The sequence below is a fragment of the Flexivirga aerilata genome (genome assembly GCF_013002715.1).
GTDB classification, from domain to species: domain Bacteria; phylum Actinomycetota; class Actinomycetes; order Actinomycetales; family Dermatophilaceae; genus Flexivirga; species Flexivirga aerilata.
In genome coordinates this window covers 626,738-639,706 of sequence record NZ_JABENB010000002.1, presented here as the reverse complement: position 1 = coordinate 639,706, position 12,969 = coordinate 626,738, and the positions used below count along the sequence as shown (strand labels likewise).

The following is a 12,969-nucleotide window of genomic DNA, read 5'->3' as shown; positions in this document are numbered from 1 at the left end:
TCACCCGAGGAGCACCCGAACATGGCGCAGAGTGACCAGGAGATCCTGGAGGGCCTTGCCGAGATCGTCAACGAGGAGACCGGTGTCGACGCTGCCGACGTGCAGCTGGACAAGTCGTTCACCGAGGACCTCGACATCGACTCGCTGTCGATGATGACGATCGTCGTCAACGCCGAGGAGAAGTTCGGCGTCCGCATCCCCGACGACGACGTGAAGAACCTGTCGACCGTCGGCGACGCCGTGAAGTACATCAAGGACGCTCAGGGCTGAGCCAGTCGTCTGCCTGCCGACGGCCCGGCTGGGGAGGCCGGGCCGTCGCAGCAGCATGACCCGTCACGCATCACCATTTTGATCAGGAGCCACTCATGAGCGCAGACAAGCGCGTCGTCATCACCGGCCTCGGTGCCACCACCCCCGTGGGCGGCACCGCACCCCAGACCTGGGACGCACTGCTGGCCGGCACATCCGGTGCCAAGCCACTGCCGCAGGAGTGGCTGGACCGCTACGAACTCCCGGTCACCTTCGCCGCGAGCCTCGACCAGGACCCGAGCGAGGTGCTCGCCAAGGTCGAGGTGCGCCGGATGGACCCGTTCTCGCAGTACGCGATGATCGCCGCCCGTGAGGCGTGGGCAGACGCGGGCACCCCCGACATCGAGCCGGAGCGGCTGCTCGCTGCGATCGGCACCGGCATCGGTGGAGTGCACACGCTGCTCGCGCAGTACGACGTGCTGAAGGAGAAGGGCCCGCGCCGCATCTACCCGCTGACCGTGCCGATGCTGATGCCCAACGCGGCCTCCGGCGTGGTCTCCCTGGAGTTCAAGGCACGTGCCGGCGCGCACACCGCCGTGTCCGCCTGCGCCTCCGGCGCGGAGTCGATGGGCATGGCGGCCAACATGATTCGCGAGGGGCGCGCCGACATGGCCATCGCGGGCGGCACCGAGGCCGCCATACACCCCCTGCCGATCGCCGGGTTCGCGGCCGCGCACGCCCTGTCCAAGCGCAACGACGACCCGCAGGGCGCCTCCCGGCCCTGGGCTGCCGACCGCGACGGCTTCCTGCTCGGCGAGGGCGCGGGAGTCATGGTGCTGGAGTCCTACGAGCACGCCAAGGCACGCGGCGCCAAGATCTACGCGGAGTTCGCGAGCGTCGGTATGACGGCGGACGCCTACCACATCACCGCCGGTGACCCCGAGGGCGAGACCCAGGCCCGCGCGATGAACGAGGCGATCGAGAGCGCCGGCCTGACGCCCTCGGACATCGTGCACGTCAACGCGCACGCCACGTCCACCCCGGTCGGCGACATCGCCGAGATCACGTCGATCAAGCGGGCGTTCGGCGACGCGGTCGGCGGGGTCGCGCTCACCGGCACCAAGTCGATGACCGGCCACCTGCTCGGCGCGGCCGGCGCGATCGAGGCGATCATCCTCGCCCAGACGCTGCACGAGCGGGTCATCCCGCGCACGATCAACGTCGCCGAGGTCGACCCCCAGATCTCCGACATGGACCTGGTGACCGACGAGCACCGCAAGCTGCCCGACGGCGACATCGCTGCGATGAGCAACGCGTTCGGCTTCGGCGGCCACAACATCGCGGTCGTCCTCAAGAGCGTCTGACCGGGGGGGGAGCTCGCACTCCTCTCCCCCGGCGCACGCACCGGACTGGGCATCCTGCAGTTGCAGGGTGCCCAGCTCGACGACCGGGGCGATCACCTCGTCGTGCGATCGCCCCGCAACCCGGAGTTCCACTGGCGCAACTACGTGCACGTGACCACCGGGGACCCCGGTGACGCTGACCGCTGGCTCGACGTCTTCCGCACGGAGTTTCCGGACGCGCGCCACGTGGCGATCTCGCTGCCGGCCCTGCCGAGCGTGGATCACTATGCGCCGCAAGGCATTTCGGTCACCACCGACGACGTCCTGTCGACGACCAGCCTGCCGGAGCAGCGCCCGCTCGCTAGCTCCCCACTGACGGCTCCCTCGGCGAGTGACGGCCCGATCCGGGCGTCAGTCGGCGAGGGAGCCGTCAGTCGCGTGAAGAGAGCGAGCCGTCAGTCGCGCGCGGTGTGGGTCGGGGACGCGAGAGGTGCGTCGGGGACGGGTCAGGACACCCGGTGCAACCAGCGCACGGGCGCACCGTCTCCGGCGTAGCGGAACGGCTCGAGCTCCTGGTCCCAGGCGGTCCCGAGCAACTCGGCCATCTCGTGGCGGAACTGCTCGGGGTCGCCGTGGCTGGCGGCGAGCGCCGCGCGCAACCGGTCCTCACCGACGACCGCGTCCCCCGACGCAGCGGTCCAGGTGTGGTGGATGCCGAGCGACGGGGTGTGCGACCACCGCGACCCGTCACAACCCGGGCTGGGCTCCTCGGTCACCTCGTAGCGCACGTCGGTCCAGCCGCGCAGCGCGCTCGCCAGGCGGGCGCCCGTGCCGGGCTCGCCCATCCAGGACAGTTCGGTGCGCAGCATGCCGGGAGCGACCGGCTGCTTGATCCAGTCGATCGGTGCGGCCGCACCCAGGACGCTTTCCAACGCCCACCCGATGTGCGGGCACAGCGCAGCAGGGGTGGCGTGCACGAACACCACCCCGCGAGTCACGGCACGCGCATTTGCGGCAGACATCCGGGCCTCCTGACTTGTGCGAGGGACGTCTTCCCCAACGACCTCGCGAGCACAGGTGCCGATGCGCCGTGGCGTGCTGATGCGGTTCTTCCGCGCCTATTGTGCCCCATCAGTCACACGGGCACCAGGGGCGCCCTACGGCGCCGAAACCGGCACCGATCTGCTCGCCGCGAACGCCTGAGTCGGGTTCATCGCCACCCCGCCGACCGACACCGTGGCCGCCGTGCCGACCCGGGCGCACCCGGTCGCCGCCTCGACCGTCGTCGCGTGCTCGTCGGCGGCGGCCGACGCCGTCGGACCTGAGGACGAGACCGACGGACTCGCCGAGGACGACGCGGCGGGCACCGACGCGGAGGACTTCGCCGCACTCCCCTTGCGCCCCTGCCCGGGGGTCAGGCTGACGTCGCCGGCGATCTTGCCGAACAACGCACTCGCGTTCTGCGCAGGTATGACGGCAGCCGCGCTCGACGGATCGGCGACGGTCGGCATGGTCACGAACGTCGTGCGCGAGCCCGGCACCTGGTTGAGCTGGTAGGCCAGGTCGGTCAGCGCCGGGATGCTGCCGAGCTTGTCGTCGACGGTGACCGCCGAGGTGGCGGCGTTGGCCAGGCCGAGCACCTTCACCGGGTTGGCGAGGGTGGAGGCGCTCTCCATGTCGCGCAGCATCGAGGACAGGAAGATGTGCTGTGCCACCGTGCGGCCGATGTCGCCGCCGTCGCCGAATCCGTGTCGGGTGCGCAGGAATTCGAGCGCGGCCAGCCCCTTGAGCGTGTGCCGGCCCTTGGCGAGCTTGAGGTGGGAGTAGGGGTCGTAGACGTTGTTGTCGACGCACACCTGCACGCCCCCGACCGCGTCGGACATCGTCACGACGCCGGAGAAGTCGATCACCATGAAGTGGTCGATCGGCACCCCGGTGAGCTGGTGGACCGCCGAGGCTGTGCACCCCGGGCCGTACTGCAGCGTGCTGTTGATCCGGTCCAGATGCGGCGCCTCGCTGCGGCCGGTGGAGGAGTTGGTGCACTGCGGCACGGTGACCATAGTGTCGCGCGGGATGCTCATGACGGTGGCGTTGCTGCGGTCGGCCGAGATGTGCACCAGCATCTCCACGTCGGCGTTGGCGCCGGCCGAGGTTGCGTTGCCGCTGGTCGCGCTCGCGGCGGAGCAGTCGCCGCCGATCGAGCAGTCGCCCTTGCTGGCCCGGGTGTCCGAGCCCAGCACGAGCAGGTTGATCGGGGCGTCGCCGGCGGCGTTCGCGTGCTCGTGACCGCCGCCGGTCAGCGCCGAGGTGCGCAGATTGCCCTGCAGGTGCAGGTAGATCGCCGCGCCGGAGCCGACCACCACGAGCAGCAGGGTGAGCCCGATCGTGAGCAGCCGGTTGCGTCGTACCCGACGGCGCCCCGGCGGCACGTCGGCGACTCGCAGCAGCATGGCGTCGACGGTAGGCAGCCAACCCGGATGTTTCCCGTGCGCCTGCTGAAGGAGCACTGGAGGACCCGCCGCCACCAATTTGTGGTGAATGTGAGGTGAATCACGTCCGAATCGGATATGTTGCCGGTCGCAACATATTGAGCGCGGCTGCAGCTGGGCCGCTCGGAAAGGTGGGACCCATGCGCAAAGGTGCGCTTCTGACGGCATGCGGTACGGCGGGCGTCATCGCCCTCGCGGGCTGCGGCAGCAGCGGTAGCGGCGGCAGCAACAACTCCAGCGCCGCGGCGGCCGGCGGCGGCTCGTCGAGCTCGGCGAGTGCGGCGGGCACGGGCGCCGCGACCGGTGGCAGCACCGGCGGCGCAGCCATCGACGGCAAGAACGCCAAGGTCGGCATCATCCTGCCGGACCGGCAGTCTTCCAACCGCTGGATCTCCTCCGACCCCGACGCGCTCAAGCAGCGCTGCGCGGCCGACAAACTGCAGTGCGACATCCAGAACGCCAACGGCTCGGCGCAGCAGATGACCACGATCGCGACCAAGATGATGAACGACGGCGTGAAGGTGCTCGCGCTGGTCAACCTCGACTCCGCGTCCGCCGCGCAGATCGAGAACACCGCCAAGAGCAAGGGCATCTACACGATCGACTACGACCGCCTCACCCTCGGCGGCTCGGCCAGCCTCTACGTCTCCTACGACAACGTGAAGGTCGGTGAGCTGCAGGGCAAGACGCTCACCGGCTGCGACCAGGTCAAGGGCAAGTCGGCGGTGAAATACGTCGACCTCAACGGCGCCCCCACCGACAACAACGCCACCCTCTTCAAGCAGGGCTACGACGGCGTGCTGTCCAAGCAGCAGGGCTGGACCAAGGTCGGCGACCAGTCGGTGCCCGACTGGGACAACCAGCAGGCCGGCGTCATCTTCACCTCGATGCTGCAGAAGACCAGTGACATGGGCGCCGTCATGGTCGCCAACGACGGTATGGCGGGCTCGGTCGTCACCGCGCTGAAGAAGCAGGGGCTGGCCGGCAAGGTCGCGGTCTCCGGTCAGGACGCCACGGTCGAGGGGCTGCAGCGGATCATGGACGGCACCCAGTGCTTCACGATCTACAAGCCGTCCAAGGACGAGGCGTTCCCGGTCGTCGACGCCGCCGCGCAGCTGGCCAACGGCCAGGCGCCGAAGACGTCGACCACGATCAAGGACAGCAAGTCCGGCCGCGAGGTGCCAGCGATTCTGGCGCCGCCGATCGCGATCACCAAGACGAACGTCGCGCAGCCGATCAACGACGGCTACACCCCGAAGTCGACCACCTGCACCGGCGCGTACGCCGCCAAGTGCACGGCGGCCGGCGTCAAGTAATCACCCGCGAGCGCAGGTGGGCGGCCGCTGCCGCCCACCTGCCCGCCGCACCCGATCGGGAGTTTCATGTCTGACCAGCCGATCCTGCGCCTGCGCGGGGTCAACAAGAGTTTCGGCGCCGTGCACGTGCTCGACGACGTCGACTTCGAGGCGTATGCCGGGAAGGTCACCGCGCTCGTCGGTGACAACGGCGCCGGCAAGTCCACCCTCGTGAAGTGCATCGGCGGCACCTACGCGATCGACTCCGGCAGCTACGAGTTCGAGGGCAAGCAGGTGCACGTCTCCGGCCCGCGCGACGCCGCGGCGCTCGGCGTCGAGATCGTCTACCAGGACCTGGCGCTCTGCGAGAACCTCGACGTCGTCCAGAACATGTTCCTCGGCCGCGAGCGCATGCGCGGCGTCGTGCTGGACGAGGAGTCGATGGAGATCGCGGCGGCGGAGACGCTGACCTCGCTGTCGGTGCGCACCCTGAAGTCGGTGCGCCAGCGGGTGTCGAGCCTGTCCGGCGGCCAGCGGCAGACCGTCGCCATCGCCAAGGCCGCGCTCTGGAAGTCGCGCGTCGTCATCCTCGACGAACCGACGGCGGCGCTCGGCGTCGCCCAGACCGAGCAGGTCCTCGAGCTGGTGCGCCGGCTCGCCGACCAGGGCGTCGCGGTCATCCTCATCTCGCACAACATGCTCGACGTGCTGCAGGTCGCCGACGAGATCGCAGTGCTCTACCTCGGCCGGATGGCGGCCACCGTCCACCGTGCCGACGTCAACCAGACCCAGGTGGTCGAGCTGATCACCACCGGGCGCAGCGGCGACCTCGGCATCCAACCTGCGACCGCCGGAGCCGGAGCAAACGCATGAGCACCAACCTCGAAAAGTCTTCGGACACGGGCACCCTCGCCGACGAACTGTCCGGCGCCGCCGTGACGGTCCCCTCCGGCAACGCCGTCGGCGACTACCTGCGGCACTACTGGCAGCGCATCCGGGGCGGCGACATGGGCTCGCTGCCCGCGGTCGCGGCCCTCGTCGTGCTCTTCCTGGTCTTCTCGATCGTCGAGAACGGCTTCCTGTCCAAGGCCAACTTCGCCAGCCTGATCACCCAGGCCGCCCCGGGCATCCTGCTCGCGATGGGGCTGGTCTTCGTGCTCCTGCTCGGCGAGATCGACCTGTCGGCCGGCACCGCCTCGGGCGTCGGCGGCGCGATCGTCGCGGTGCTGCTGCTGAAGAACTGGCCGTGGCCGCTCGCCGTCCTCGTCGCGCTCGTCGTCGGTGCGCTCATCGGCCTCGGCATCGGCTGGATGCGCACCTTCCTGCGGGTGCCGTCGTTCGTCTCGACGCTCGCGCTCTTCCTCGGCCTGCAGGGTGTGGTGCAGATCGTGGTCAACAGCGCCAACACCCAGGGCAACCTGTCGCTGCAGAGTGACGCGCTGGTGGCGCTGGAGAACAGCAACATGCCGGTGTGGCTCGGCTGGCTGATGGCCGCGCTCCTCGTCGTCGGGTATGCCGTGCAGAAGCTGCTCGCCGTCGCGGCCCGCCGCAAGCGGTCGCTGCCGACCGAGCCGGTCGCGGTCACCGCGGCCAAGGTGCTCGCCATCGCCGTGCTGGCCTTCGGCTTCACCTTCGTGTTGAACCTCAACCGCTCCCCCAACTCCGCGGGCGGCACCAAGATCGTCGAGCAGAACGGCAAGCTGGTCACGGTCAAGACCGGCGGTGAGTTCCTCGGCGGCGTGCCGTGGGTGGTGCCGGTCATCCTGGTGCTGGTGGTCGTGCTCGGCTTCGTGCTGAATCGCACGCGCTACGGCCGGCACATCTACGCGGTCGGCGGCAGCGACGAGGCCGCCCGCCGCGCGGGCATCCGGGTCAACGCGGTGCGGATCTCGGTCTTCGTGATCTGCTCCACGATGGCGGTCGTCTCCGGTGTGGTGCTCGCCTCCCAGACCGCGGTCAACGCCGCTCAGGGCGCGGGCAACACGCTGCTGCTCGCGGTCGGTGCCGCGGTGGTCGGCGGCACCAGCCTGTTCGGCGGCAAGGGCAAGATCACCGACGCGGTCGTCGGTGGCGCGGTGGTCGCGGTGATCATCAACGGCATGGCCGACCTGCTGCAGGGCAAGAACAACTCCGCCTGGCAGTGGATCGTGACCGGTCTGGTGCTGTTGCTCGCCGCGACCGTCGACGCCGTGTCGCGCCGTCGCGCGGGCTCGACCGGGCTGGGCTGACCCGGTGCGCGCAGCCGGATCCTCAGCCGCCCGCCCGGAGCAGATCCGTCGGCACAACCTGAGCACGCTGCTGCGGCACCTGCACCTGCACGGGCAGTTGTCGCGCAGCGAGCTCGCCCGGCTGACCGGGCTCAACCGCAGCACGATCGGCGGCCTCGTCGGTGACCTCGCCGACCTGGGCATGGTCAGCCAGCGCTCGCCCACCCGCAACCGCGACGGCGCGGGGCGCCCGGCATACCTCGTGGTGCCGCGGCCGCGGTCGGTGCACGTCGTGGCGGTGGACGTCGACGTCGAGTCGGTGCAGGTCGCCGCGATCGGCCTCACCGGGCGGGTGCTGGACCAGATCGGCTGGCAGCTGCGGGACGACAACCGCTCCCCCGTCGCGGTCGTCGACGACGTGGCCGCGGCCGTGCGGGAGCTGTCGGCCGGACTGCGGCGCAGCCAGCGCGTCGGCATCGGCGCGAGCGTGCCGGCGATGGTGCACAACCCGGAGGGGGTGGCGGTCTACGCGCCCAACCTGGAGTGGTCCAACGAGCCGTTCGGCGGGTTGCTCGAGCAGCGACTGGGCGAGCCGGTGCTGGTCGGCAACGACGCCGACCTCGCCACGCTCGCCGAGCACCGGCGGGGTGCCGCCGCAGGTTTCGGGCACGTGGTCTGCGTGCTCGGGCGGGTCGGGGTCGGCGGCGGCATCATCGTCGCCGGTCACCTGCTGCACGGCGGTCGCGGCTACGCCGGCGAACTCGGGCACATGTCGCTGCAGGCCGACGGGCCGCTGTGCCACTGCGGCAACCACGGCTGTCTCGAGGAGTATGTCGGGGAGGCCGCGATCCTGCGCGCCGCCGGGGAAGCCGGCCTCGAATCCATCGACCTGCCAACGCTTTTCAGCCGAGCCGAGCTGGGCGACCCGGACGCGCGCGACGTCGTCGCCGGCGTCGCGCGGTGGTTCGGACGCGGCCTCGCCAACCTGGCCAACGTGCTCAACCCGGAGGCGTTCGTCGCGAGCGGGCACCTCGCCGAGGTGCTGCGCATCGCCGAGCCGTCGGTGCGCGAAGGACTCGAGCGGGGCATGGTGACGATCGGGCGCGCACCCATCACGTTGCTGCAGGGCGGCATCCGCGACGCCTCGCTGGTCGGCGCCGCCGAGCTCGCCTTCGAGGAGCTGCTCGCCGCTCCCGACCTGTTGGGGACACCCAGGTCGGCGGGTTAACCTAAAGCGCACCGCTTCACGACCGGGGGTCGAGACATGCACGCTCTCCACGCGTTCAGCCCACTGCTGCAGTTCCTCGCCGTCTTCGCGATGTTCGCGCTGACCCGTTACGCGTTCAGCACCAAAGCGCCGGCCACGCGCGGGACGCTGACCTGGGCCGCCGTGATGGTGGCGCTCGCCTTCACCCCGGCCGGCTGGGTGGTGCACGTGGGCATGGCGATCGGCCTGTTCGCGGTGGTGGAGTTCCTCTTCCGCCCGCTCTACAAGGTGCGCGTGCAACTCGCCCGCTCGGCCGGCTTCGTGGCCGCGCTCTGCGCCGCCGCGATGCTCAACGGCCAATACCCCTGGGTGGTCTTCCCGCTCGCCGCCGCGGTCGCCCTCTGGTTCCTCACCGGTGGCCCGGCACGCAACGAACGCAAGCGCATCCGCGCGATGCAGCAGGGCGCCCCGGTCGGCCCGATGCAGCAGGGTTCGATGACGCAGGTTCCGGTGGCGCAGGGTCCGGCGCCCTGGCGGGGCGCACCGGCCGGCGGCTCGCAGCTCTCGTCATACCTGGCCTCATATCTGGTCGACCCGCGGCTGCCGGACGAGGCCCGCGCACAGCTCGGGACCCTGGACGCCGAGTCCCGGAACGCCCTGGCCTACCTGCACGCGCACAGCGACAACGCCTTGCTGATCTTCGAGATCGAGCAGATCCGCAACGATTTCGCGCCGTCGGCGGTGCAGGGCTACCTCGCGCTGCCGCCTGGCCTGGCCGACACCGAGCCGCTGCAGGACGGCCGCACCGGCGCCGAACTCCTCGTCATCCAGCTGCAGTTGCTGCTCGACGGGGTGCGCGCGGCGGTCGGCGAGGCGCACGGCGCCAATGCCGGCGCGCTGCTCGCCAGCCACCGCTTCCTGCGGGCGCGGTTCGGCACCCGCAGCGACGAGCTGCGCCTCTGAGCCGTGTGATCAGGTGAGGATCAGGTGAGCGTCGGGCCGCCGCCGGGCATCCTCGCGAGTAGCTCGCGGGCCTGCTCGGCGAACTTGTGCTCGACCAGCACCTCGTACTTGGTGGCGACCGTCTGGGTCACCGACTGGAAATCGCGCTGGCCGCCGGTCAGGCTGTAGCCGATCGCGGCCCAGATGGCGCCGAAGATCGCACCGAAGATGATCGTCGAGATCACCACGGCGAAGACGTTCACGCCGTTGTCGAACAGCGACAGGATGAGCCCGATGAACGCGCCGAACCAGGCACCGGAGAGCGCGCCGCCGGCGATCACCCGGCCCCAGGTGAGCCGGCCGACCACGCGCTCGATCTGCTTGAGGTCGGTGCCGACGATCATGACGTTCTGCACCGGGAACTGGTTGTCCGACAGGTAGTCGACCGCCTTCTGCGCCTCGAGGTAGTCGGAGAAGACCCCGAGCGACATCGGGTATTCGAGGGACAGACCGCCGCGCAGCGCGGCACCGGGACGGTTGAAACTTCCGGACATGGGAGTTGACATACGCCCAGGGTAGCTAGCCTCCTGTGCCATGCGTGGCGTATGTGTCTTCGGAGCCGGGAGCATCGGGTGTTACGTGGGTGGCCGGCTTGCCGCCGCCGGTGTGCCGGTGACCCTCGTCGGGCGCGACAGCATGCGGCGGGTGACCGCCGGCGGCATGCGGCTGCAGGCTATCGACGGGTCGCAGGTCGAGGCGGATCCGCGCTTCGAGACCGATCCCGCGGCCGCCGCCGGCTGCAACCTCGTGCTGGTGACGGTGAAGTCCGGCGCCAACCGCGAGGCTGCCGACGCGCTGCGCGACGTGCTCGACGCGGACGCTGTGGTGGTCAGTCTGCAGAACGGCCTGCACGGCGGCGCCGGCCTGCGCAGCGACCTGCCGGATCACACCGTGCTCGCTGGGACGGTCGGCTTCAACGTGGTGCGCGACGGCGCGACCTTCCGGCAGGCGACCGCCGGCGACATCCTGGTGCAGGCCGACCCCGTCTGGACCGGGTATGACGCAGCCTTCGCCCGAGCCGGTCTGCCGATCGAGCAACGCACCGACATGCCCGCGGTGCAGCGCGCCAAACTCCTGCTCAACCTCAACAACGCGATCAACGCCCTGTCCGGACTGCCGCTGCGAGAAGAGTTGGCGCAGAGGGCTTTTCGCCGTTGCCTGTCGCTCGCGCAGCGCGAGGCGCTCACGGTCATGGCGGCTTCGGGTCCGGCGCCGGCGAAGCTGACCGCCCTCTCCCCCGCGCTGATGGCCCGCACCCTCGCGGTGCCGGACGCGCTCTTCCGGGCCGTCGCCGGGCAGGTGCTCGCCATCGATCCCACGGCGGGGTCGTCGATGGCCGACGACCTCGCCGCCGGCCGCCCGACCGAGGTCGACTGGATCAACGGCGCGGTCGTGCAACTCGCCGCAGACGCCGGGACGACGGCACCGGTGAATGCCCGGCTGGTCGAGCTGGTGCACGACGCCGAACGCGGCCGGCGACCGCGCTGGACCGGGCGGGACCTGCTGGCGCAGCTGCGGGCGGCCCGGCGCTGACCGGTCGTCGCCCGCTGTTCACGGGGGATTTCCCCGCCATACGGCCCGGGCTCGGGAGCGTTGGCCCATGACTTCCACCATCACCCGCAGGACCCTGCTCGGCGCCGGCGCGGCGACCGTGCCCCTCGCGCTCGCCGGCACCGCGAATGCCGCCCAGCAGTCGTCCCGGCCGCGCAGTCCGCTGGAGGGCGTCACGCCCACCCCGCGCACCCACGCCCACAACGACTACGAGCACGTCCGTCCGCTGTTCGATGCGCTCGGCCAGGGCTTCGTCAGCGTCGAGGCCGACATCTGGCTGGTCGGCGGCGAGCTCTACATCGGCCACGACGGCCCGGATCTCACGCGCACCCTGCGCGGGCTCTACCTGGACCCCCTCGCCCGTCTGGCCAAGGCCGGCCGCGGCTGGATCTACCCCGGCCACCGGGTCGGGCTGCAGTTGCTCATCGACGTCAAGAGCCCGGGCGACCCGGTGTGGCCGGTGCTCCAGCGCCAATTGGCTTCGTATCGTGGGCTGTTCACCTACTGGCGCAACGGCCGTCGCCACCCCGGGCCGGTCACTGCCGTGCTCAGCGGCGAGCTCGCCCAGCGCACGTCGACCGAGCGACTGCGGTGGGCGGGCTTCGACGGCCGCCTGCGCACCCCGCTCCCCGCGGGTGCCACGCCCGAGCAGTTGCCGCTCCTGTCGGACAACTGGGCGCTGATGTTCACCTGGCAGGGCGTCGGCCCGATGCCGCCCGCCGAGCGCGCGAGGCTGCAGGAGCTGGTCGCCGCGAAGCACAGCGCCGGTTACCAGGTGCGCTTCTGGAACACCCCCGACCTGCCGGGTCCGGCCCGCACCGCGGTGTGGACCGAGCTCTGGGCGGCCGGTGTCGACTACCTCAACACCGACGACCTCGCGGGCCTGCGCGAGTTCGTCCGCGCGCAGCGCTGAGCCGGGCTACCGGGTCGGCACGACACCGACCCGGTAGGGCGGCCGCGCGCTCGGCGACCAGGTGGCCGCGACGTGAGCCCGAGCCGTCAGCGGGTCAGCCAACGGTGCAGCAGCCGGCTCATCGCGGGCAGCACGAAGTAGGTCATCAGCGGAGTCATGAAGAGCGTCGTCGCGAGCACCCGCACCGGCAGGGACCATCCGGCCAGCACCGGCGCGAAGACCACGTTGACGACGAGCGAGAGCGGGAAGAACGCCAGCCAGATCATCGTGGCCTGCTTCCACCGCGGCGGCACCTTCGGCGCGGCGACGGTGGTGGTCTCGCTGCTCGGCGGGTCGAACCAGCCCTCGATGCCGACCCTGCGATGGGTGACCCGGTCCTCGACCATGCCCACCCCGCTGCGCAGCCACCACTTGCGCTGCTCGGAGTCCTCCCACGCGCGCAGCGCGTCCTCGTCGTCGAAGCGGTAGAGCATGTGCCACTCGTCGGAGTCGCCGCGCGGCCGCACCCAACCGGTGCCGAGGAACCCCGGGAAGCGTTCCGCGAGAGCGGTGCCCGCGTTGATCCAGGCGAGCATCTGCTCGTCGTTGCCAGGCTGCACGCGGCGGGTGATCGCCACGGTCACCGCGGTCGTGCGGTCATCGGCGGCAAGTTGCGTCATACGTCCATGGTGCGGGACTGCGCGGGGTGCCTTGGTACGCCGGGGGCCGCGCAC

At 70.8% G+C, this 12,969-nt stretch carries 13 protein-coding genes; 9 read left to right on the top strand and 4 right to left on the bottom strand.

Annotated elements, in window-relative coordinates; translation table 11 throughout:
* The first annotated feature begins 21 nt into the window (after positions 1-21).
* Both HJ588_RS14870 and fabF read left to right on the top strand, forming a co-directional pair.
* The gene (locus tag HJ588_RS14870) at positions 22-270 is read left to right on the top strand and encodes an acyl carrier protein (protein ID WP_171156926.1); all 249 of its coding nucleotides are present in this window, start codon (positions 22-24) and stop codon (positions 268-270) included.
* A 95-nt stretch (positions 271-365) separates the two neighbouring features.
* The gene (gene fabF / locus HJ588_RS14865; protein ID WP_171156924.1) at positions 366-1,613 is read left to right on the top strand and encodes a beta-ketoacyl-ACP synthase II; all 1,248 of its coding nucleotides are present in this window, start codon (positions 366-368) and stop codon (positions 1,611-1,613) included.
* Between the two features lie 485 nt (positions 1,614-2,098).
* Here fabF and HJ588_RS14860 read toward each other — a convergent pair whose 3' ends face one another.
* Positions 2,099-2,614 (bottom strand): DUF3145 domain-containing protein, encoded by a 516-nt coding sequence (locus HJ588_RS14860; RefSeq protein ID WP_171156922.1) that lies wholly within the window; start codon positions 2,612-2,614, stop codon positions 2,099-2,101.
* Between the two features lie 135 nt (positions 2,615-2,749).
* On the bottom strand, positions 2,750-4,042 hold the full coding sequence (locus tag HJ588_RS14855) for an LCP family protein (RefSeq protein WP_171156920.1): 1,293 nt from the start codon (positions 4,040-4,042) through the stop codon (positions 2,750-2,752).
* Between the two features lie 179 nt (positions 4,043-4,221).
* On the opposite strand from HJ588_RS14855, the gene HJ588_RS14850 reads away from it, so the two are divergent.
* The 5 genes from HJ588_RS14850 (at position 4,222) to HJ588_RS14830 (ending at position 9,753) form a co-directional block, all read left to right on the top strand.
* Complete coding sequence (locus HJ588_RS14850) at positions 4,222-5,397, top strand: sugar ABC transporter substrate-binding protein (RefSeq protein ID WP_171156918.1); 1,176 nt, start codon at positions 4,222-4,224, stop codon at positions 5,395-5,397.
* A gap of 66 nt (positions 5,398-5,463) precedes the next feature.
* Positions 5,464-6,249 carry an ATP-binding cassette domain-containing protein gene (locus tag HJ588_RS14845; RefSeq protein ID WP_171156916.1) on the top strand — a complete coding sequence of 262 codons (786 nt, stop codon included), beginning with the start codon at positions 5,464-5,466 and terminating at the stop codon, positions 6,247-6,249.
* Entirely contained in the window at positions 6,246-7,604 is a 1,359-nt protein-coding gene (locus HJ588_RS14840) for a sugar ABC transporter permease (protein WP_171156914.1), read from the top strand. The genes HJ588_RS14845 and HJ588_RS14840 overlap by 4 nt, the downstream gene beginning before the upstream one ends.
* A gap of 4 nt (positions 7,605-7,608) precedes the next feature.
* A complete protein-coding gene (locus tag HJ588_RS14835; RefSeq protein ID WP_171156912.1) occupies positions 7,609-8,811 on the top strand; it encodes an ROK family protein in 1,203 nt (400 codons plus the stop codon).
* A gap of 36 nt (positions 8,812-8,847) precedes the next feature.
* On the top strand, positions 8,848-9,753 hold the full coding sequence (locus tag HJ588_RS14830; RefSeq protein WP_171156910.1) for a hypothetical protein: 906 nt from the start codon (positions 8,848-8,850) through the stop codon (positions 9,751-9,753).
* Positions 9,754-9,773: 20 nt separating this feature from the next.
* Here the strand turns inward: HJ588_RS14830 and HJ588_RS14825 are convergent, their stop codons facing one another.
* Entirely contained in the window at positions 9,774-10,298 is a 525-nt protein-coding gene (locus tag HJ588_RS14825; protein ID WP_246242458.1) for a YflT domain-containing protein, read from the bottom strand.
* Positions 10,299-10,326: 28 nt separating this feature from the next.
* On the opposite strand from HJ588_RS14825, the gene HJ588_RS14820 reads away from it, so the two are divergent.
* Positions 10,327-11,325 (top strand): 2-dehydropantoate 2-reductase, encoded by a 999-nt coding sequence (locus HJ588_RS14820; RefSeq protein ID WP_171156908.1) that lies wholly within the window; start codon positions 10,327-10,329, stop codon positions 11,323-11,325.
* Between the two features lie 67 nt (positions 11,326-11,392).
* Positions 11,393-12,256 carry a phosphatidylinositol-specific phospholipase C/glycerophosphodiester phosphodiesterase family protein gene (locus HJ588_RS14815; RefSeq protein WP_171156906.1) on the top strand — a complete coding sequence of 288 codons (864 nt, stop codon included), beginning with the start codon at positions 11,393-11,395 and terminating at the stop codon, positions 12,254-12,256.
* 86 nt (positions 12,257-12,342) lie between these two features.
* On the opposite strand, the gene HJ588_RS14810 is transcribed toward HJ588_RS14815, so the two are convergent.
* Positions 12,343-12,915: an antibiotic biosynthesis monooxygenase gene (locus HJ588_RS14810; RefSeq protein WP_171156904.1), complete on the bottom strand. Its 573-nt coding sequence runs from the start codon at positions 12,913-12,915 to the stop codon at positions 12,343-12,345.
* Positions 12,916-12,969 lie beyond the last annotated feature (54 nt).